Raw genomic sequence first — 19,818 nt, 5'->3', positions numbered from 1 at the left:
ATCGCTCACGGCAGTCCCTTGGCGAGGACTGATCAGAGGCGTCTGAATTTTCAGAAGATGATCGAGAATGGAGCGGGCGAAGAGATTCGAACTCTCGACCCCAACCTTGGCAAGGTTGTGCTCTACCACTGAGCTACGCCCGCCCATTCGCGAGATATATAGTCGCTCCATTCTCCCGGTAGTTCCGAAAGAATGGAGCGGGCGAAGAGATTCGAACTCTCGACCCCAACCTTGGCAAGGTTGTGCTCTACCACTGAGCTACGCCCGCATCGGCGAGGCTCAAAAGAGCGCCCCGCGACGAGGAGGCGGCTTATGGCAGAGGCCTTCGCGCTTGGCAAGCGCCCTTTGAGGGGTTGCCGACAGCCTTTTTTCGGAGGCTTGATCCGGACGGGTTTAGGCTGGGTTTTTCCAGGGGCGGAGTTCTAGGCGTTGCGTCTGTTTGTGTTCGGTATGGGCTATGTCGGCGCGGCCTTTTCGCGCGCCTTGCGAGCCCGAGGGTGGGAGATCGCCGCCACGGCGCGGGACGCGGACCAGGCCGACAGGCTGCGCGCCCAGGCGATCACGCCCGTCCATCCGGACGACCGCGAGGCCATCGCCGCCGCGCTCCTGGGGGTGAGCGCCGTGCTCGTCACCGCCCCGCCCGGCCCCGACGGCTGTCCGGCCCTTGAATCGCTGGTTCCCGCGCTCGCCCAGGCTCAGGCCTTCCCCGACTGGATCGGCTATCTGTCAACGACCGGCGTCTATGGCGACTACGATGGCCGCTGGGTGTTCGAGACCACGCCGCTGAAGGCCCAGTCGGTCGAGGGCGCTCGCCGGGTCGGGGCCGAACGCGACTGGCGCCAGGTCGGACGCGGCATGGGCCTGACCGTCACCGCCTTCCGCCTGCCCGGCATCTATGGCCCGGGCAGAAGCGCCCTGGATCGCCTGCGCGCCGGCGAAGGCCGTCGCATCGTCAAGCCGGGCCAGGTGTTCAGCCGCATCCATCTCGACGACATCGTCTCGGGCCTGCTGGCCTCGCTCGACCGACCTAGGGCGGGCGGCGTCTACAACCTGGTCGACGACGCGCCAGCCCCGCCGCAGGACGTCATGGAGCACGCCGCCAAGCTGTTGGGCGTCCCGGTCCCGCCGGACCTGCCGTTCAACGCACTGGGCATGTCCCCCGCCACCCGCCGCTTCTACGCCGAGAACAAGCGCGTCTCGAACGCGCTGGCCAAGGCGGAGCTGGGCTGGCGGCCGGCCTATCCGACCTACCGCGAGGGGCTCGCGGCGATTTTGAAAGCGGGCGGTTAGAGGCTGTCTGGCCAGCGCCGCGAGCCGTGGAACACGCGAAGGATTTCGATCACCTCTCCACGCACCTTGTAAGCGACGATGAAGGGCCCCCCAGGGACGACAAGCTCGCGAGTTCCACCGCGACGTCCCGGCCGACCGAGATTGGGGAAGTCCCGCAACCCCTTCGAAGCCTGTAGAATCTTACTGACCTGATCTAGCGCGGCCATCGGCCGATCATTCGCGATCCACGCTTGAGCATACTCAAGATCGTCTAGCGCCGGATCGGTCCAACGAACCCGCACAGGCTATTGCGGCCGGGCCTGGGCAGTTCGTTCGGCTGCCCCCACGACTCCACCCACTTGGCGACGTCGTCGTGCTCGAAAACACGCCCCTCCTCGGCAGCTCGAAGACCTTCATCGATGGCGCGGTCCTGCCAATCGCGCAGTTCGAGGAAATTTCGCAGCGCCTGCTCAACCACTGCCGCCTTGGGTTGGTCCATCACTTCGGCGACTTCAGAGAGCAGGCGATCCAAATCACCGTCGAGCTCTATGCTGAGAGAAGCGGTCTTGGCCATTGGCTCAGTCCAGAACAATTCACGAACAAGATACACCGACCGAGGAGAAATGCCAGCTACTCGTCGTCGATAGCCGGCGGCCTCGGGGCGATCCCCACCGCATCCAGACCCGCCACGTTGCGTAGCCGCGCGGCCCGCGCCAGGCGGCGAGAGACGAGATCGCCCTCCTCCGGTTCGGCCAAACCCTTGGCTTCGGCGACAGCGGCGACGAGGCGTTGTAAATCCTGAGGACGCGAGAGCCGGTGATCGCCATCCTTGATCAGACTGAAGACGACGTCCTGGCTGTTGAGGGCGTTGGCCAGCTCCAGGGCGTGGGTCCAAGGCACGTCCGGGTCGGCGCCGCCCTGCAGCACCCGCACCGGGACGTCGATCGGGACCGGTCCCGGCAGAATCGACCACCGCGCCCCATCTTCCAGAAGTTCGCGGGTGATGGCGTAACCGCCGTCGTCATACTCCGACGGCCGGATCCAGAAGCCGTCGCGGGCGATGGCCGCCTTGGCCTCGGCCGACAACTCGGGCTCCATCAGCTTCTCGGTGAAGTCCGGCGCGGGCGCGATAAGCACCATGGCCTTCACCCGGTCAGGCCGGGCGATGGCGGCCAGGCACGACAGCCAGCCGCCCATGGACGAGCCGACCAGCACCAGCGGCCCGTCGGTCAGCTGGTCGATCACCGCCAGGGCGTCCTCGCGCCAGCGGCTGATCGTGCCGTCCTTGAACGCGCCGTCGGACTGGCCGTGGCCGAAATAGTCGAAGCGGATATAGGACCCGCCCGTCGCCTTGGCGTGCTCGGCCAGGACCTCGGCCTTGGTCCCGCTCATGTCACTATGGAAGCCGCCCAGCCAGACGACCGTGGGCCCTTCCCCCTCGATACGGCGGAAAGCGATCTTCGAACCGTCTTCGCGCGTCACAGCGCCTGGGGATTCGGTCATGGCGTCGCCTTGATCCTTTCGTTAACTAAAACGCGTTCGTTTCATCGAGAGTCGCGTGCCCGACCTACCCGCCGGCTTCACCCTGCTGCAAGTCACGCCTGAGCTGGAAACAGGCGGGGCCGAGCAGACGACGATTGATGTCGCCCACGCCGTCGTGGCGCAAGGCGGCAAGGCCTTGGTCGCGACGAAGGGCGGGCGCATGGCCTCACGCCTGGAGGCCGATGGCGGCCGTCTGGCCCAGATGCCCGCCCAGTCGAAGAACCCGCTGATCATGCTGGGCAACGCCGCGCGGCTGATCGACCTGATCCGGCGCGAGAAAGTCAGTCTGGTCCACGCCCGCTCGCGCGCTCCGGCCTTCAGCGCCCTATGGGCCGCCCACGCGACCAAGGTCCCGTTCGTGGCCACCTATCATGGCGTCTACAACGCCAGGTCCAATCTGAAACGCTGGTACAACGCGGTCATGACCAAGGGCGACCTGGTCATCGCCAATTCCGAGTACACGCGCGACCACATCATTCGAGAACACAACATCGCGCCCGAGAAGGTCGTGGCCATCCCGCGCGGCGTCGACCTCACCCGCTTCGAGCCGGGCGTGGTCGGCGCTGACCGCATCGCGGCCCTGCGCAAGGCCTGGGACCTGGCCGATGGCGAGCGCCGGCTGAAGGTGCTGCTGGCCGGTCGCCTGACCCGCTGGAAGGGCCAGGCCCTGATGATCGAGGCCATGACCCTGCTGAAGGCGCGCGGCGAGGATCGGGTGCTGCTGCTGCTGGCCGGCGACGACCAGGGCCGCAAGGGCTATCGCGCCGAGCTCGAGGCCGCCATCGCCGCCGCCGGACTGCAGGCCGCGGTCAAGCTGGTCGGACACTGCGACGACATGCCGGCCGCCTACCTGCTGGCCGACATCGCCATCGCCCCGTCGCTGGAGCCGGAGGCCTTCGGCCGCACCGCGGTCGAGCCGCAAGTCATGGGCCGCCCGGCCATGGCCTCGGACCACGGAGCGACGCGCGAGACCATCATCCCCGGCGAGACCGGCTGGCTCGTCGCGCCCGGCGACGCCGAGGCCTGGGCTGACGCCCTGCTCGAAGCCTGCGAGATCGGCGCGGCCGGACGACAGACCCTGGGCCAGGCCGCACGTCTTCGTGCGCGGCGGTTGTATTCGGTGGACGCTATGTGCGAAGCGACCCTCAAGGTCTATGCACGCATATTGAGTTCGGAGCGTTCGTCTTGAGCAAGGAGATCAAGAAGGTTCTGGTGATCAAGCTGGGAGCCCTGGGCGACTTCGTCCTGTCGCTCGCGGCGATGAAGAAGATCCGCGAGGCCCACCCCAAGGCCAAGATCACGCTCCTGACCACGCCGCCTTACGAAGCCCTGGCCAAGCTCAGCCCGTACTTCAACACCGTCGACACCGATGGCCGGCCCAGCGACCTGGGCGAGACCCTGGCCATGATCGGTCGTATCCGCAAGGCGCGCTACGACCGGATCTACGACCTGCAGACCAACAGCCGCACCAACTGGTACTTCCAGCTGCTGCGTCCCTTCCCGCCGCAATGGAACGGCGTCGCCTTCGGCGCGTCGCTGCCGCAGAAGGGGGCGGCGCGGCTGCGCATGCACACCCTGGAGCGCCAGGCCGACCAACTTCGCGCCGCCGGCATCTGGCCCGACGCCCCAACCGCCCCGGGCAGCGCCCCGCCGCCGGACCTGTCGTGGATCCTGCGCAAGCAAAAGGAGCCGCGCCCCGTCGCCGGCGCCGCCGCGCCGCGCCCCTACGTCCTGTTCGTGCCGGGCGGCTCCGCCCACCGGCCGGAGAAACGCTGGCCGGTCGAGAACTACGCCCAACTGGGCTCGCTGCTGAAGGCGCGGGGCCTGGACATCGTCATCATCGGTGGCCCGCAGGAAAGCGCCATGGCCCGCCACATCCAGAAGGCCGTCGGCGGGGCCCGCGATCTGACCGGCCGCACCGACTTCGCTCAGTTGGCCGTGCTGGGAGCCAAGGCCGCCCTCGCCGTCGGCAACGACACGGGCCCGACCCACCTGCTGGCCGCGGCCGGCGCCCCGACCATCGCCCTGTTTTCCGACGCCTCGGATCCCGAGCTGTGCGGCCCGCGGGGCCACGTGGCGGTGATCCGCTCGCCCGACCTGAAGGCCCTGCCGGTCAGCACCGTGGCCAGCGCGGCGATGGCGCTGCTGCCCCACTGATTCGCGGGTCAGTACCCCGCGTACCGGCCCGGCTTGTGGTTGGCGATGATCACCGCGCTCAGCGCCACGGCGCTGGCGATCGACAACAGCAGCTTGTCGAAGGGAATGATGAAGAAGGCCGCCAGAACGACCAGGCAGTCGGCGGCCATCTGGACCTTGCCGGCGCTGACGCCCCGGCGCTCGTGCAGATAGAGCGCCAGCACCCCCACACCGCCGACGCTGGAGCGGTGACGGGCCAGGGCCAGGATGCCCATGCCGATGATCGTGCCGCCGAACACGGCCGAGAAGATCGGATCGACGTGGCTGATCTTCAGCCAGTGCGGCATGGCGAAAGCCAGGCCGGCCAGCAGCAGGTTTGTCGCCAAGGTCTTGAAGGTGAAGACCCAGCCCATGGTCCGTTGAGCCAGGACGTAGAACGGCAGGTTCAGCAGGAAGAACACCGTCCCCACGGGCCAACCGCCCAGGTACGAGAGGATCAGCGCCACCCCGGCCACGCCGCCCGTCACGAGGCCCGCGGCCTTGAGCAGGGTCAGGCCCACGGCGATGAAGCTGGAGCCGATCAGGAGGGCGTGGACGTCCTCCAAGGCGGTGTGACGATGCTGATTCATGGAGCTCGGGCGGGCGTCTTGAAGAGGGAAAACACGTCCCCGTCTCGCCGTTTCCACCCCTGCGCACGCTGGGATCAGAAAAAACTGGACCCGCCCGACGTCTCTTTGACCGCCTTCGCTTGATAGAGCGCGGCCGGCGCGTCATATATCACTTTCTCGCGGCGCGCCCAGCGCGGTGCGCGCGCGTTCAGCTATACCCTTACTACTCACGCTTCACATCAACAGTCCCGGAGCCGCCCCTATTCGCCGTCCTATGCAAACGCCGCCCGTTAAAGACGGACCGCGTATCAACGAAGACATCCGCGTCCCCCGCGTCCTGCTGATCGACCAGAATGGCGAGAAGCAAGGCGAGATGCCGACCGCGTCCGCTATGGAAGCGGCCGAGGAAGCGGGCCTGGACCTGGTGGAAATCGTTCCGAACGCCAATCCGCCCGTCTGCAAGATCCTGGACTACGGCAAGTTCAAGTTCCAGGAGCAGAAGAAGAAGAACGAGGCGCGCAAGCGGCAGAAGGTGGTCGAGCTCAAGGAGATCAAGCTCCGGCCGAACATCGACATCCACGACTATGAGGTGAAGGCGAAAGCCATGACTCGCTTCTTCGAGGAAGGCGACAAGGTGAAGGTCACCCTGCGCTTCCGCGGTCGTGAAATGGCGCACCCCGAGCTGGGCATGAAGCTGCTGCACAAGGTCAAGGCCGACTTCGACGAAGTCGCCAAGGTCGAGTACGAGCCGCGCATGGAAGGCCGTCAGATGATCATGATCCTGGCCCCGCGCTAAGATCCGATCACGGGTAGACATCGAAGCGCCCCGGCCCCTGCGGCCGGGGCGTTTTGTTTTGGGCGCTTGTCGCTCTTCGCGCGCCTCGACACGCCCGCACCCTCTGGTAGAGTTTGGCGCAGTTGGGGGAGTTGTCGCGTGTTGAAGTCCATCCTGGCCGCCGGTGCGGCCTGTTTCGTTCTGCTGTCGGGTCCGGCGCGCGCCGCCGACAAACCCGGTCTTGCTGTCTACGGCCAACTACCGACCATCGAAGGGGTCGAAATCTCGCCCGACGGTACGAAGCTGGCGGTTATCCTGACCAATGGCGAGCAGCGCTCCCTGGTCGTCCGCCAGGTCGGCGGCGGTATCCTCGCCGGCATCAATGCCGGCCCCACCAAGTTGCGCGGGGTCACCTGGGTCGGTGAGGACCATCTGCTGATGGTGGCCTCCCAGACCGCCGACGTGATGGGTCTCTCGGGTCCGGCGCGCGAGTACTACATGGCCACGGACTTCAATCTGAAGACCAAGAAGCAGACACCTCTGCTGCGCAGCCAGCCGTCGGCCATGAACGTGATCATCGGTCCGCCGATGCCGCGCATCATCGACAACGAGCCGTTCGTTTTCCTGGAGGGCATCCAGTTCATCGACAATCAGGGCGTGGACATGCTGTACCGCATCAACCTGCGCACAAACGTGACACGGGCGCTGGATCGAGGCGCGCGCATCGACACCGACGGCTGGCTGGTCGACACGCAGGGCGAGCCGGTGGCCCAAACCCTGTACGACAGCAAGCGCGGCCACTGGTCGCTGCGCATGAAGCTGAACAACGCCTGGCGCACGGTCGACGAGGCCGACACGCCGATGGGCTCGTACGGCATCGCCGGCTTCGGCCGCGACGGCAAATCGGTGCTGGTCTGGCGGACCGACGACAAGAACAAGGACTTCCTGCGCGAATACGGCGGCGACAAGCATGTCGACCTGCCCAACGACCTCGACCTCAGCAGCCTGATCCACGATCCAGCCACCCTGGCCCTGCTGGGCGGCGTCACGCTCAAGGGCGATGACCTGACCTACACCTTCTTCGACGAGACCAGCCAGAAGGCTTGGAACGCGGTGATCAAGGCCTTCAAGGGCGACCGCGTCTCGCTCGCCTCCTGGTCCAAGGACCGCAAGCACGTGGTGGTGCTGGTCGACTCGTCCGAGGCCGGGCAGGCTTATGCCCTGGTCGATCTCAACACCAAGCGGGCCGTCTGGCTGGGCGACGTCTACGAGAGCCTTACCCCCGCGGCGATCTCGCCGGTCCGCGCGATCAAGTACAAGGCCGCCGACGGCCTGGAGATTACCGGCTATCTGACCCTGCCCAAGGGTCGCGATCCGAAGAACCTGCCGCTGATCGTGCTGCCGCACGGCGGCCCGGAGGGCCGCGACACGCCCGGCTTCGACTGGTGGAGCCAGGCCTTGGCCTCGCGTGGCTATGCCGTGCTTCAGCCCAATTTCCGAGGCTCCGAAGGCTTTGGCTGGGACTTCGTCAAGGCGGGCTTCGGCGAGTGGGGCAGGAAGATGCAGACGGATCTGTCCGATGGCGTCCGCGACCTGACGAAACAGGGCGTCGTGGATCCTAAACGCGTCTGCATCGTCGGCGCCAGCTACGGCGGCTACGCGGCCCTGGCCGGGGCGACGCTGGATCGCGGCGTCTATCGCTGCGCTGTCTCGGTGGCCGGGCCGTCGGACCTGAGGAAGATGCTGCTGTCCGTTCGCGATGCCAACAACGGTGAAACCGGCCCCTCCCAGCGCTACTGGCTACGGTTCATGGGGGCCGACGGGATAAGGGATCCCGACCTGGCCGCCATCTCTCCCGCCCAGCAGGCCGCCAAGGTCGACATCCCCGTCCTGCTGATCCATGGCAAGGACGACACCGTGGTGCGCTACGACCAGAGCCAGGCCATGGCCGCCGCCCTGAAGAAGGCCGGCAAGCCGGTCAGTTTCATCACCCTGGACGGCGAGGACCACTGGCTGTCGCGCGGCGCCACGCGCCTGAGGATGCTGACCGAGGCCGTCGCCTTCGTCGAAAAGAACAACCCGCCCGACTGACAAGGCCGAGGTTCAGGCGTAAACCGCGCGTCCCGATGTCCGACCCCGCCAACAGTCCCCGCGCCCTGGCCGTCCTGCTCCTGGTTGTCTTCATCAACCTGGTGGGCTTTGGCGTGGTCATTCCGCTGCTGCCCTTCTACGCCAAGGCGATGCACGCCGCCCCGTGGCAGGTGACGACCATGTTCGCCGCCTACAGCCTGGGCCAGTTCTTCGGCGAGCCGTTCTGGGGGCGGATGTCCGACCGCATCGGCCGGCGGCCGGTGCTGATCGTCACCATCATCGCCAACGCCATCGCCTACCTGGCCCTGGCCTTCGCGCCGAACATCTGGATCGCCATGGCCATCCGCCTGGTCGGCGGTTTTGGCAGCGGCAACATCTCGACCATCCAGGGCTACATGGCCGACGTCACGCCGCCCGAGAAGCGCGCCGGGCGCATGGGCCTGCTGGGCTCGGCCTTCGGGGCCGGCTTCGTGATCGGCCCGTCGCTGGGCGGCCTGCTGGCCCATCCCAGCGCCGGCAGGCTAGGCTTTCAGATCCCGCTGTTCGTGGCCGCCGGCATGGCGGCGCTGGCGACGGTCGGCGTCCTGCTGTTCGTGGCCGAGAGCCGCGCGCCCTCCGCTCCGGGCGTCAAGCAGCCCGGCCGGCGCGAGGCCTTGAGCGCGGCCTCGGCCCACCCGATCCTGTCGCGCGTGCTGCTGGTCACCCTGGTCTCGACCGGCGCCTTCGCGGGCATGGAATCGATCTTTGGCCTCTGGGCCAACGCCCGCTTCGACTGGGGCCCGCGCGAGGTCGGCCTGTGTTTCGCGGTCATCGGCGTCATCGCCTCGCTGGGCCAGGGCCTGCTGACCGGACGCCTGGCCCGTCGCTTTGGCGAAGGCCGCGTGCTGACCGTGGGCCTCGTCATCATCTGCGCCAGCCTGTTCGTCTCGCCGTTCGTGACCCATCCCGTCCTGGCCATCGTCGCCGTCGGCTGCACCGCTTTTGGCCAGTCGCTGGTCTTCCCCTGCGTGGCGGCCCTGATCTCCCGCGCCAGCCCGGCGGACCGCCAGGGCCAGATGCTGGGTCTGAACATGGCCGCCGGCTCGCTGGCCCGCATCGGCGGTCCGCTGCTGGCCGGTCCGCTGTTTGGCCTCGCCATCGGCGGCCCCTACTGGTTCGGCGCGGCCCTGATGGTTCCAGCCATCTTCTTCGCCGTGACGATCGTCCACCGCACGAAAGCGGCGGCCTGAGGCCTAAGTGCTTGCCTTCGGCGAGTCTTTCCCTTAGTAACGCCCCCTTTCCGGAACCGCCTGGCCAATTGGCATGCCATGGCGGTTCGTCTTGCTATCCCAGAGGACGGGGCGAAAGCTCCGACGCGAAATGCCTAAGTTGAAGACCAAGTCGGGCGCCAAAAAGCGCTTCAAGATCACGGCCACGGGTAAGCTGAAAGCCGGCGTCGCCGGCAAGCGCCACCGTCTGATCGGCCACAACGGCAAGTACATCCGCCAAAACCGCGGAACGAAGGTGATGAGCGAGGCTGACGCCAAGACCATCCGTTCGTACCTGCCCTACGGCCTTTAAGAGGAGCGCTGACACATGGCTCGCGTCAAACGTGGCGTCACCGCCCACGCCAAGCACAAGAAGGTTCTTGAACAGGCGAAGGGCTTCTACGGCCGCCGCAAGAACACCATCCGCACCGCCAAGGCCGCCGTCGATAAGGCCGGTCAATACGCGTACCGCGACCGCAAGGTGCGCAAGCGCGCCTTCCGCTCGCTGTGGATCCAACGCATCAACGCCGGCGCTCGCATCGAGGGCTTCACCTACTCGCAATTTATCCACGGCCTGGACGTGGCGGGGGTGGTGATCGACCGTAAGGTCCTCGCCGACATCGCGGGCAACGACCCGGCTGCGTTCAAGGCCATTGCTGACAAGGTCCGCACCGCCCTGGCCGCCTAAGGTCTTTCTCGGGTCCGTCCCGATTGCGATCTAGAAAAGCCCTCCGGTGCGAACCGGAGGGCTTTTTGCTGCCTTGAAAGCTGTCATCCCGGCCAAGCGCGAAGCGCGCAGAGCCGGGACCGCCAAAGGCTCGGCGTTTCCTGCGGTCCCGGATCTGCCTTTCAGGCCGTCCGGGATGACAATAGAAGTTTAACCGCCTAGACGGATGCCCGTCATGACCGATCTCAACACCCTCAAATCCGACGTCCTGGCCCAGGTGGCCGGCGCGACGGACCTCGCCGCCCTCGATGCGGTGCGCGTCGCCGCCCTCGGCAAGACCGGCTCGATCTCCGGCCTGCTGAAAACCCTGGGGGCGATGAGCCCCGAGGAGCGCAAGACGCAAGGCGCCGCGATCAACGCCCTGCGCGACGCCGTCGCCGCCGCCATCGCCGAGAAGAAGGCCGCCCTCGAGGCCGCCGAACTCGACGCGCGCCTGGCCAGCGAGACCCTGGACCTCACCCTGCCGGCCCCCTATCGCCGCAAGGGCAGCGTCCACCCGACCATGCAGACCATGGACGAGATGATCGCCATCTTCGCCGAGATGGGCTTCGCGGTGGCCGAAGGTCCGGACATCGAGGACGACTTCCACAACTTCACGGCCCTGAACTTCCCGCCGAAGCACCCGGCCCGCGAGATGCACGACACCTTCTTCTTCAACACGAAGGAGAACGGCGAACGCATGCTGCTGCGCACCCACACCAGCCCGGTGCAGGTGCGGACCATGGTGTCGCAGAAACCTCCGATCCGCATCATCGCGCCGGGCCGCACCTATCGCGTGGACAACGACGCCACCCACACCCCGGTGTTCCACCAGGTCGAGGGCCTGGTGATCGACAAGGGCATCCACATGGGCCACCTGAAATGGACCCTGGAGACCTTCCTGGCCCGGTTCTTCGAGACCGACGCGGTCACCACCCAGTTCCGGCCGCACCACTTCCCGTTCACCGAGCCGTCGGCCGAGATGGACGTGCAGTGCGACCGCTCGGGCGGCGAGATCAAGATCGGCCAGGGCACGTCGTGGCTCGAGATCCTGGGCTGCGGCATGGTTCACCCGAACGTGCTGCGCGCCTGCGGCATCGATCCGGACGAGTACCAGGGCTTCGCCTTCGGCATGGGCGTCGACCGTCTTGGGATGCTGAAGTACGGCATGCCGGACCTGCGCGACATGTGGTCGTCGGACGTCCGCTGGCTGTCGCACTACGGCTTTAGCGCGTTCGCCGCGCCGAACCCGGCGTCGGGATTGAGCTAGACCTGAACCCTCCCCTCCCCCTTGCGGGGAGGGGCCGGGGGTGGGGGTGAAACACCGCCATCTCCGAGCACGCACCCCCACCCCAACCCCTCCCCGCAAGGGGGAGGGGCTTGGAGACCGAAAATGAAATTCACCCTCTCCTGGCTCAAGGATCACCTTGAGACCACCGCCACCGTCCCCGAGATCGTCGCGGCCATGACCATGGCCGGGCTCGAGGTCGAGCACGTCATTGATCCGGCGACCAAGCTTAAGCCCTTCACGGTCTGCAAGATCGTCGAGGCCGCCCGCCACCCGAACGCCGACCGCCTGCAGGTCTGCCAGGTCGACACCGTCGACGGCCGCAAGGAGATCGTCTGCGGCGCGCCGAACGCCCGCGCGGGTCTGACCACGATCTACGCTCCGATCGGCGCCTATGTGCCTGGCCTGGACGTGACCCTGGTCGAGAAGCCGGTGCGTGGGGTCGTCTCCAACGGCATGCTCTGCTCGGCCGCCGAGCTGGAATACGCCACCGAGAGCGCCGGCATCATGGAGCTGCCCGACGCCTTGCCGGTCGGCACGCCGGCCGTCGACGCCCTGGGCCTGGAAGCCGTCATCGACTTCGAAGTGACCCCCAACCGGCCCGACTGGCTGGGCGTCGTGGGCATCGCCCGCGACCTGGCCGCCGCCGGCGTGGGCAAGCTGAAGGACGTGTCGATCGCGCCGATCGCCGGGACCTATCCCTCGCCGATCACCGTCAAGGTCGATGGCGAGGCCTGCCCGGTCTTCGCCGGCCGCTACATCCGCGGCGTCAAGAACGGCCCCTCGCCCAAGTGGCTGGCCGACCGCCTGACCGCCATCGGCCTGCGCCCGATCAACGCCCTCGTGGACGTCACCAACCTGATCACCTACGACCGCGCCCGCCCGCTGCACGTCTATGACGCGCACAAGCTGTCGGGGACCGAGATCTCGACGCGCCTGGGCCGCCACGGCGTCCATGGCGACGAGCATCTGATCGCCCTGGACGGCAAGACCTACGAGCTGACGCCCGAGATGGCGGTGATCGCCGATGCGTCCGGCGAGCGCCCGATCGGCCTGGGCGGCGTGATGGGCGGCGAGAGCACCGGCTGCTCGGAAGAGACCACGGACGTCTTCGTCGAGAGCGCCTGGTTCGACCCGATCCGCACGGCCCAGACAGGCCGCGCCACCGGCATCGCCAGCGACGCCCAGTACCGCTTCGCTCGCACCGTAGACACCGGCTCGCTGGTCCCCGGCGTCGAGCTGGCCACCAAGCTGATCCTGGAGCTGTGCGGCGGCGAGCCGTCGGAAGTGCTGCTGGTCGGCGAGGCCCCGGCCGCGCCCAAGCCCGTCCTGTTCGACCCGGCCTATGTCGGCCAGCTGTCGGGCCTTGAGATCGAGCCCGAGCGTAGCCTGAAGATCCTGGCCGACCTCGGTTTCAAGATCGAAGCGCCCAAGGACGTCTCGACGACCGAGTTCGCGATGCACGCCGAGAGCGTGGTCTGCGTGACCCCGCCGACCTTCCGCCGCGACGTGGAAGGCAAGGCCGATCTGGTGGAAGAGGTCGCCCGCATCGCCGGCTACGGCGCCCTGCCCTCGACGCCGCTGCCGGAAGTTCCGCGCGCCGTCGGCGGCATCCTGACCGCCAAGCAGGCCCGCGCCCGCACCGCCCGTCGCGCCCTGGCGGCGGCCGGCTATTCGGAAGCCGTGACCTTCAGCTTCACCAGTCACGAGACCGCGCGGCTGTTCGGCGGCGGCCAGCCGGAGATGCTGCTGGCCAATCCGATCGCCTCGGAACTGGACTGCATGCGTCCGTCGCTGCTGCCCAACCTGATCGACGCGGCCGGCCGCAACGCGCGCCAGGGCTTCCCCGACGCGGCCCTGTTCGAGATCGGCCCGACCTTCCACGGCGAGCGTCCCAGCGACCAGCGCACCGTGATCTCGGCCATCCTGGTCCCCAAGGCTCCGCGCGGCTGGGACAAGGCGGCGCAAGGCGGCGTGTTCACGGTGAAGGCCGACCTGCTGGCCCTGCTGGAAGAGCTGGGCGCACCGGTGGCCTCGCTGCAGACTGCGCAGGGCTCGGCCTCGTCCTGGTGGCACCCGGGCCGCTCGGCGCGCCTGCAGCTGGGCCCCAAGGCGGTGATGGCCGAGTTCGGCGAGATCCACCCGGCGGTGCTGAAGGCCCTGGACGTCGCCGGCCCGGTCTATGGCTTCGAGATCACCCTGGAGGCGATCCCCGAACCGAAGAAGAAGTCGATCAAGTCCCGCCCGGCCTTCTCGCCCTCGGCCCTGATGCCGCTGACCCGCGACTTCGCCTTCCTGGTCGAGAAGACCAAGGCGGCGGGCGATCTGGTCAAGGCCGCGGCCGGCGCCGACAAGGCGCTGATCACCGCCGCGCGCGTGTTCGACGTCTATGAAGGCCCCGGCGTACCGGAGGGCTTCAAGTCGATCGCGATCGAGGTCGTCGTGCAACCGCGTGAAGCGACCCTGACCGAAGTCGAGATCGAGGCCCTGTCGGCCAAGATCGTGACGGCGGCCGAGAAGGCCGGCGGCAAGCTGCGGTCGTAGTGCTTTGGGGGCCGGCTCGGCGCTGGCCCCCTCCACCGCCGTTCGGCGGTCCCCCTCCCCAATGGGGGGAGGAGATGCGCCCTGCCCTTCTCCGCCCCGCTTGGGGGCGGACAGACCTGCGCCAGCAGGTCAGGTGGGGGCCTGTGCTGAGTTTCCGGGCACGTCGCCTCGATCAGGGCAAAACGCGCCTCTCCCGCGACCGATCGCCCATCTCACAGGCAAGACCTTGCGCGATGGCCAACGTCACGCTACCTGTAACAAGCGCTAACTGGACTCATAGCTTCCACATGCAATCGACCTTCGCCTTCGCCGCCTTCGTGACCACCGGCCTCGCCGCCGTGGGTGCGATGTCGTGCGTGGCGATGTGGAGCATGATTAACAACCAGATTAAAACCGTGCGAATTCGAACGGGGCAAAATCGGCGCAGGCGGTAGGAAACCTACCCTCCACACAGCCGAAGGATCGCAAGATCTCCAAAAGCCCCGCTCCCACGAGCGGGGTTTTTTGTTGCGCGGTTCCTCGGTCCTCCAAGTCTCTCATGCACAGGACCAACTCCAATGAGCTACCTGCCCTCCCCACCATCCTTCCATAGCGACCAGGAAGGCGTCACCGTCCACCAACTGCTGCTGGCCGCCCAGGACGCGCCCAGCGCCCTCGAGGCCGTGCGCCAGGGCCTGAGCGACAGCGGCGCCGAGCTGTGCGGCCTGACGATGAAGCCGGTTGGCCAGATCGTCGAAGCCAGCCTGCGCGTCCGCCATCTGGGCGACCAGGCCGCCCGCCTGCTGGCCCGCGACCTGGCCGCCTGGCCCGGCGTCAACTCGGCCTCGGTAGAGCACCAGTGGTTCCGACCGTGAGCGACCTCGTAGACCCTCCCAAACCGGACGAAGAGAAACGCCGCCTCTTCCTCGTCACCACCGACGACACGCCCGACGCCCTGATGCGGGTGCTGGGCGTGGCCTCGGTGCAGCAGACCCGTCTGCGCGCCCTGTCCGCCGCTCCCGAAGGTCAGCACATGGCCATTCGCCTCGAGATCGACGACCAGGGCGACGCCCGGGCCGAGGTGCTGGCCTCGCGCCTGGCGGCCTGTCCCAGCGTGCGCGGCGTCGGTTTCGGCTGGCGGGCGTAACCTTTCGGCGTTTCCCTGCGTATCTAGGATCAAGTCCGCTTCTGGAGAGACTTCGATGCGCCGCCTCCTCACCCTCCTCGCCACCCTCTTCGCCCTCACCGGCGTCAGCGCGTCCGCCGCCGCGACGCTTAAGACCGAGACCGCCGTGTTCGCCGGCGGCTGCTTCTGGTGCATGGAGCACGACATGGGCGGCATCCCCGGCGTCTTGAAGGTCGAGAGCGGCTATACCGGCGGCCACGTCAAGAACCCGACCTATCGCGATGTCACCAGCGAACGCAGCGGCCACTACGAGTCGGTGCGCGTCACCTATGACCCGGCCAAGCTGGACTACGGCTTCCTGCTGTATCGCTACTGGAAGCTGGTCGACCCGACCGACGACGGCGGCCAGTTCTGCGATCGCGGCCCGTCCTACCGCCCCGCCGTCTTCGTCACCCCCGCCCAGCGTCCTATCGCCGAGAAGTCGCAGGCCGAGGCCGCCAAGCGCCTGAAGTCGGGCACGATGAAGGCGCAGATCCTGCCGCTGCAGGTCTTCTATCCCGCCGAGGAATATCACCGCGACTACGCCAAGCGGCACGCGCTGGACTACAACCTCTACCGCACGGGCTGCGGGCGGGATGCGCGCCTAAAGCAGGTGTGGGGCGGTTAGGTTTAAGCTCAACCTGGCCTAGACTCCGCCGCAATCCCGTGTTGTTTTACTTTTGTAAACACACGGGAAGACGTCGATGCATCGTCGCGCTCTGCTTGCTTCGGCTGGCCTGCTGCTGGTTCCTCTCGACGCGGCCCGCGCTCAGGCGCGAGAAGTCTCGATCACCATCTACAACTCCGACCTGGCGCTGGTCGAGGACGCTCGCCCGCTGGACCTGAAGGCCGGCCGCCAGAAGCTGGAGTTCAAGGACGTCTCGGCCCAGATCCGTCCCGAGACCGTCAGCCTTTCGGCCCCGGGCGTCAGCATCCTGGAGCAGAACTTCGACTACGACCTGCTGACCCCCGACAAGCTGATGGAGAAGGCGGTCGGCCAGCAGGTGAAGATCGTCCGCACCAATCCGGGCGATGGCAAGGAGACCACCGAGGTCGCCACCGTGCTGGCCGCCAACCAGGGCGTGGTGCTGAAGATCGGCGACCGCATCGAGGTGCTGCGTGACGACGGCGTCCCCACGCGGGTGATCTTCGACAAGGTGCCCGAGACCTTGCGCGCCCGCCCGACCCTGTCGGTCAGCATCGAGGCCGCCAACGCCGGCCCGCGCCAGGCCAAGCTGAGCTACCTGACCTCGGGCCTGTCGTGGAAGGCCGACTATGTCGCCCTGTTCGACGAGGCCAAGAGCGCGCTGGACCTGCAAGGCTGGATCACCCTGTCCAACACCTCCGGCACGCCGTTCGAGAACGCCAAGACCCAGTTGGTCGCCGGCGACGTCAGCCAGCTGACCTCGACCAACACCTATCGCCAGCCCCGACGAGTCACCCCCGGCGGCGTTCCCGGCGTGGTGCGCGCTGGCGCGGAGAGCGGGACCGGCGCGCGGATCGCGGACTACTATGTCTACCCCCTGCCCGAGCGCACCACGATCGCCTCCAACCAGAACAAGCAGGTCGGCTTCCTGTCGGCCCAGGGCGTCGCGGCCAAGAAGGTCTACGAGGTGCGCGAAGGCTGGTTCTCCACCCAGGCCGAGCCGGTCAAGGCCGTGGTCGCCATCCAGTTCAGCAACGGCAGGCTGGGCGGCCTGGGCAGCCAGCTGCCGGCCGGGGTCATGCGGGTCTACGTGCGCGACGCGGCCGGTGACCCGAAGTTCGTCGGCGAGAACGCCATCGGCCACACGCCGGCCGGCTCGGAGCTTTCGATCAAGACCGGCGAGGCGTTCGACGTCTCCAGCCAGCAGACCCTCGTCGCCGAAACGCGCGTCTCCAAGACCCGCACCCGCTACGAGATGAAATACCTGCTGCGCAACGCCAAGGACCAGCCGGTCGTGGTCGAGCTGCGCCAGGGGGGGCTGTGGCGCGACGGCGAGGTCAAGGCCGAGAGCCTGAAGAGCCGCGTCATCGACGCCCGCACCCTGGGCTGGAGCGTCCCTGTGCCGGCCAATGGAGAGACGGTCCTGACCTTCACGGTGGAGACGGGGTGGTGAGGATGCGCGCCCTGGCGGGCGCGCTCGCTTTCGCCGCCGCGCTCCCAGCCCATGCAGACACCATCGACTCCCGCGCGCCCGAGACGGTGGCCGTCACGCTCTATCGCGACGGCGACGGACCGTTCCAGGCGCTGAACGCCTGGCAGCGCGCCCAGGCCGCTGAAAAGGGCCTGATCCTGGTCACCGAGACGCGCACGGTCGACCTGCCCGCCGGCCGTCACACGATCCGCTTCGACGGCGTGGCCGAGGGCCTGATTCCGCAGAGCGCGGCGGTCGAGGGGCTGCCGGGCAAGGCTGTCGAGCGCAACTACGACTACGCCCTGCTCAGCCCCGGAACCCTGGTCGAACGGTCACTGGGCCAGCCGATCCAGGTGGTCCGCACCAACCGCAAGACCGGCCGCCAACGGACGGTCGACGCCACGCTGCTGCAGGGCCCCAACGGCCTGCTGGTCCAGACAGCCGAAGGCGTCGAGGCCCTGGGCTGCTCCGGCGGGCCCGAGCGCCTGGTGCTGTCGGCGGTTCCCGACGGCCTGACCGACAAGCCCAGCCTGTCGACCATCGTCGACGTCCCCTCGCCGACCCGCGCGAAGCTGACGCTGTCCTACCTGGCGCTGGGGGTGAACTGGCAGGCCGACTACGTCGCGCGCATCCATCCGGACGGCAAGCGGCTGGACCTGACCGGCTGGCTGACCCTGGTCAACAGCGGCGGCAGCCAGTTCGCCAACGCCAGAACGCAGGCCGTGGCCGGGCGGTTGTCGCGGCAGTATGTGCGCGTCGACAGGGGCCGGCCCCTGCCGATCAGCCGCAACTGCTGGCCGATGGACACCACGCACCGGATCGAGAGTGACGCGGGCGCCCAGGTCCAGGCGCGCGCGGACTTTGGGCCGCCGCCCCTGCCCATTCCGCCGGTCATCTCCGCCGCGCCGCCGGTTCCGACCGTCACCGGCGCGCGCGCCAAGCTGGCCGAGCAGTCGAACCTGGGCGACTACAAGCTCTATACCCTGCCCGCGCCGGTCACCCTGAACCCACGCCAGACCAAGCAGGTGGCCTTCCTCGACCAGAAGGACGTCGCCTTCCAGCGGCTCTATGTCGTGACGATCAATCCGTGGGACAGCGGTCGTGAGGATGAAGGCTTCCGCGCGCCGGCCGTGACCCTGCGCCTGGACAACACGGTGCGAAGCGGCCTGGGCAAGCCCCTGCCCTCCGGCGCGCTCTCGGCCATGGAGACGATTGATGGCCGCCCGACCTTCGCCGGCGAGCAGGCCGTGCGCGACGTCGCCGTCGGCGAGCCGCTGGATCTGGTCATCGGCCAAGCCGTCGATATCCTGGCCCGCCCGCGCCTGGTCGCCGAAGAGACGCTGAGGAAGGGTCGCCTGCGCCGGACCTACGAGGTCGATCTCTCGAACGCCAAGACCATCCCGGTGACCATCGAGGTGCGGCAGAACCCGAACCTGACCAGCTTCAGGGTCGTCGCCGAGCCGCAGAAGCACGACATCCGCCAGGGCATGGTCGCCTGGCGCGTGACGCTGGCCCCCAACCAGTCCCGCGGCTTCCGCTATGCGATCGAGTACGACGCCTAGAGCGGCATCCAGCGGCGTTTGCGGCTGTAGCCGAGGTAGCCGACATTGGCCCCCAGGCGCAGGCCGACGCCGGCGCGGATCGGGGCCAGGGTGATGTCGTCGGCCTTCTGGTAGTTCACGCCCAGGCCGCCGATCAGATAGGCGCTGCCCTCCACGCCAGGGAAACGGCGGAAGATGGCGTCGGGGTACTGCAGATTATAGCAGAGGGTGAAGACCCGGCTGGCGTTGCCGCCCCAGTCCCAGCCGATCGTCGGCCCCTGCCAGAAGGTCTCAAGGGTCGGACGCCCCTTCATGTAGAGCAGGCCGCGGCCGTAGCGCAGACCGGCCACGAAGGCGCCCGAACCCTCCTCGCCGGCGATATAGGCAGTGGGCTGGCCCTTTTCCTTGAAGACCTTCTCGATCGCCGCGCCGGCGCTCTCGGCCGTCACGCCGAGGAAGTCGGACGTGGCGCGGATCATCTCGTCGGCAGAATAGGTCTGGGCGCGGCCGGTGTCGTAGGCCGGCGTATTGCCGTTCGAGGCCGGCGCCGGAGACGGCGGCGGGGAGGCATAGGCGTCCCCCGCGACGGGCCGCGACGACGAGGACGCGTACGGGTCGGCTGGAGCGGGGCTCGCCGGACCGATCGGCTGCGGCGGCGGCAGTTGTTCGCTGTAGCGGCTTTGGCGGGCCAGGGCCTCGGTCGCCACGGTGCTCAGACCGACGGCGGCGCCCGAGAGGATCAGCTTGCGACGGTCCATGTCAGGCCCTCTGGATCAGTTTCATTGCAACACTGTTGCAAGCCATTGAGAC

General features: G+C 67.8%; 21 protein-coding genes and 2 tRNA genes. 16 read left to right on the top strand and 7 right to left on the bottom strand.

What is annotated here, in order from left to right; all coding sequences use genetic code 11:
* Nucleotides 1–68: 68 nt before the first annotated feature.
* Both AC1RJ9_RS02090 and AC1RJ9_RS02085 read right to left on the bottom strand, forming a co-directional pair.
* Nucleotides 69–143: transfer RNA gene (locus AC1RJ9_RS02090), tRNA-Gly, on the bottom strand.
* A gap of 50 nt (nucleotides 144–193) precedes the next feature.
* Nucleotides 194–268, bottom strand: a tRNA-Gly gene (locus AC1RJ9_RS02085).
* Nucleotides 269–429: 161 nt separating this feature from the next.
* On the opposite strand from AC1RJ9_RS02085, the gene AC1RJ9_RS02080 reads away from it, so the two are divergent.
* On the top strand, nucleotides 430–1,290 hold the full coding sequence (locus AC1RJ9_RS02080; RefSeq protein ID WP_492835155.1) for an SDR family oxidoreductase: 861 nt from the start codon (nucleotides 430–432) through the stop codon (nucleotides 1,288–1,290).
* Here the strand turns inward: AC1RJ9_RS02080 and AC1RJ9_RS02075 are convergent.
* The 3 genes from AC1RJ9_RS02075 to AC1RJ9_RS02065 are packed head-to-tail and all read right to left on the bottom strand — an operon-like array spanning nucleotide 1,287 to nucleotide 2,772.
* Entirely contained in the window at nucleotides 1,287–1,571 is a 285-nt protein-coding gene (locus AC1RJ9_RS02075) for a type II toxin-antitoxin system RelE/ParE family toxin (protein WP_492835157.1), read from the bottom strand. The two genes, AC1RJ9_RS02080 and AC1RJ9_RS02075, sit on opposite strands and share 4 nt — an antisense overlap.
* On the bottom strand, nucleotides 1,541–1,843 hold the full coding sequence (locus AC1RJ9_RS02070; protein WP_492835159.1) for a CopG family ribbon-helix-helix protein: 303 nt from the start codon (nucleotides 1,841–1,843) through the stop codon (nucleotides 1,541–1,543). The genes AC1RJ9_RS02075 and AC1RJ9_RS02070 overlap by 31 nt, the downstream gene beginning before the upstream one ends.
* A gap of 56 nt (nucleotides 1,844–1,899) precedes the next feature.
* Nucleotides 1,900–2,772, bottom strand: coding sequence for an alpha/beta fold hydrolase (locus AC1RJ9_RS02065; RefSeq protein WP_492835161.1), 873 nt, complete (start codon nucleotides 2,770–2,772; stop codon nucleotides 1,900–1,902).
* Between the two features lie 55 nt (nucleotides 2,773–2,827).
* On the opposite strand from AC1RJ9_RS02065, the gene AC1RJ9_RS02060 reads away from it, so the two are divergent.
* Nucleotides 2,828–4,000: a glycosyltransferase family 4 protein gene (locus AC1RJ9_RS02060; RefSeq protein WP_492835163.1), complete on the top strand. Its 1,173-nt coding sequence runs from the start codon at nucleotides 2,828–2,830 to the stop codon at nucleotides 3,998–4,000.
* Entirely contained in the window at nucleotides 3,997–4,968 is a 972-nt protein-coding gene (locus AC1RJ9_RS02055) for a glycosyltransferase family 9 protein (protein WP_492835165.1), read from the top strand. Before AC1RJ9_RS02060 ends, AC1RJ9_RS02055 begins: the two co-directional genes overlap by 4 nt.
* A gap of 8 nt (nucleotides 4,969–4,976) precedes the next feature.
* Here AC1RJ9_RS02055 and AC1RJ9_RS02050 read toward each other — a convergent pair whose 3' ends face one another.
* Nucleotides 4,977–5,576 (bottom strand): YitT family protein, encoded by a 600-nt coding sequence (locus tag AC1RJ9_RS02050; RefSeq protein ID WP_492835167.1) that lies wholly within the window; start codon nucleotides 5,574–5,576, stop codon nucleotides 4,977–4,979.
* 253 nt (nucleotides 5,577–5,829) lie between these two features.
* Between AC1RJ9_RS02050 and infC the strand changes: the two genes are divergently transcribed.
* From infC to AC1RJ9_RS01985, 13 genes are all read left to right on the top strand, one after another.
* Nucleotides 5,830–6,351 carry a translation initiation factor IF-3 gene (infC, locus tag AC1RJ9_RS02045; RefSeq protein ID WP_099580303.1) on the top strand — a complete coding sequence of 174 codons (522 nt, stop codon included), beginning with the start codon at nucleotides 5,830–5,832 and terminating at the stop codon, nucleotides 6,349–6,351.
* 138 nt (nucleotides 6,352–6,489) lie between these two features.
* A complete protein-coding gene (locus AC1RJ9_RS02040; RefSeq protein ID WP_492835170.1) occupies nucleotides 6,490–8,421 on the top strand; it encodes an alpha/beta hydrolase family protein in 1,932 nt (643 codons plus the stop codon).
* On the top strand, nucleotides 8,418–9,650 hold the full coding sequence (locus AC1RJ9_RS02035; RefSeq protein ID WP_492836071.1) for an MFS transporter: 1,233 nt from the start codon (nucleotides 8,418–8,420) through the stop codon (nucleotides 9,648–9,650). Before AC1RJ9_RS02040 ends, AC1RJ9_RS02035 begins: the two co-directional genes overlap by 4 nt.
* A gap of 130 nt (nucleotides 9,651–9,780) precedes the next feature.
* On the top strand, nucleotides 9,781–9,981 hold the full coding sequence (gene rpmI, locus AC1RJ9_RS02030) for a 50S ribosomal protein L35 (RefSeq protein WP_018061454.1): 201 nt from the start codon (nucleotides 9,781–9,783) through the stop codon (nucleotides 9,979–9,981).
* Between the two features lie 15 nt (nucleotides 9,982–9,996).
* Nucleotides 9,997–10,356 (top strand): 50S ribosomal protein L20, encoded by a 360-nt coding sequence (gene rplT / locus AC1RJ9_RS02025; RefSeq protein ID WP_099580311.1) that lies wholly within the window; start codon nucleotides 9,997–9,999, stop codon nucleotides 10,354–10,356.
* Between the two features lie 214 nt (nucleotides 10,357–10,570).
* Nucleotides 10,571–11,644: a phenylalanine--tRNA ligase subunit alpha gene (gene pheS, locus AC1RJ9_RS02020; RefSeq protein ID WP_492835173.1), complete on the top strand. Its 1,074-nt coding sequence runs from the start codon at nucleotides 10,571–10,573 to the stop codon at nucleotides 11,642–11,644.
* A 123-nt stretch (nucleotides 11,645–11,767) separates the two neighbouring features.
* Nucleotides 11,768–14,206, top strand: a complete 2,439-nt coding sequence (pheT, locus tag AC1RJ9_RS02015; RefSeq protein ID WP_492835175.1) for a phenylalanine--tRNA ligase subunit beta — start codon at nucleotides 11,768–11,770, stop codon at nucleotides 14,204–14,206.
* Nucleotides 14,207–14,493: 287 nt separating this feature from the next.
* Nucleotides 14,494–14,640 (top strand): hypothetical protein, encoded by a 147-nt coding sequence (locus tag AC1RJ9_RS02010; protein WP_492836073.1) that lies wholly within the window; start codon nucleotides 14,494–14,496, stop codon nucleotides 14,638–14,640.
* A 123-nt stretch (nucleotides 14,641–14,763) separates the two neighbouring features.
* Entirely contained in the window at nucleotides 14,764–15,060 is a 297-nt protein-coding gene (locus AC1RJ9_RS02005) for a hypothetical protein (RefSeq protein WP_125156234.1), read from the top strand.
* Nucleotides 15,045–15,332 carry a hypothetical protein gene (locus AC1RJ9_RS02000; protein ID WP_492835177.1) on the top strand — a complete coding sequence of 96 codons (288 nt, stop codon included), beginning with the start codon at nucleotides 15,045–15,047 and terminating at the stop codon, nucleotides 15,330–15,332. The genes AC1RJ9_RS02005 and AC1RJ9_RS02000 overlap by 16 nt, the downstream gene beginning before the upstream one ends.
* A 55-nt stretch (nucleotides 15,333–15,387) precedes the next feature.
* The gene (gene msrA, locus AC1RJ9_RS01995; protein WP_492835179.1) at nucleotides 15,388–15,978 is read left to right on the top strand and encodes a peptide-methionine (S)-S-oxide reductase MsrA; all 591 of its coding nucleotides are present in this window, start codon (nucleotides 15,388–15,390) and stop codon (nucleotides 15,976–15,978) included.
* 76 nt (nucleotides 15,979–16,054) lie between these two features.
* Nucleotides 16,055–17,449, top strand: coding sequence for a DUF4139 domain-containing protein (locus AC1RJ9_RS01990; RefSeq protein WP_492835181.1), 1,395 nt, complete (start codon nucleotides 16,055–16,057; stop codon nucleotides 17,447–17,449).
* 2 nt (nucleotides 17,450–17,451) lie between these two features.
* Nucleotides 17,452–19,029, top strand: a complete 1,578-nt coding sequence (locus AC1RJ9_RS01985) for a DUF4139 domain-containing protein (protein ID WP_492836075.1) — start codon at nucleotides 17,452–17,454, stop codon at nucleotides 19,027–19,029.
* Here the strand turns inward: AC1RJ9_RS01985 and AC1RJ9_RS01980 are convergent.
* On the bottom strand, nucleotides 19,026–19,766 hold the full coding sequence (locus tag AC1RJ9_RS01980) for a DUF1134 domain-containing protein (RefSeq protein ID WP_492835183.1): 741 nt from the start codon (nucleotides 19,764–19,766) through the stop codon (nucleotides 19,026–19,028). The two genes, AC1RJ9_RS01985 and AC1RJ9_RS01980, sit on opposite strands and share 4 nt — an antisense overlap.
* Nucleotides 19,767–19,818 lie beyond the last annotated feature (52 nt).

Source organism: Caulobacter sp. GW822-FHT07D08, assembly GCF_058798735.1.
The sequence above is the reverse complement of the archived record's forward strand: the minus strand, read 5'-3'. Positions and strand labels throughout refer to the sequence as shown.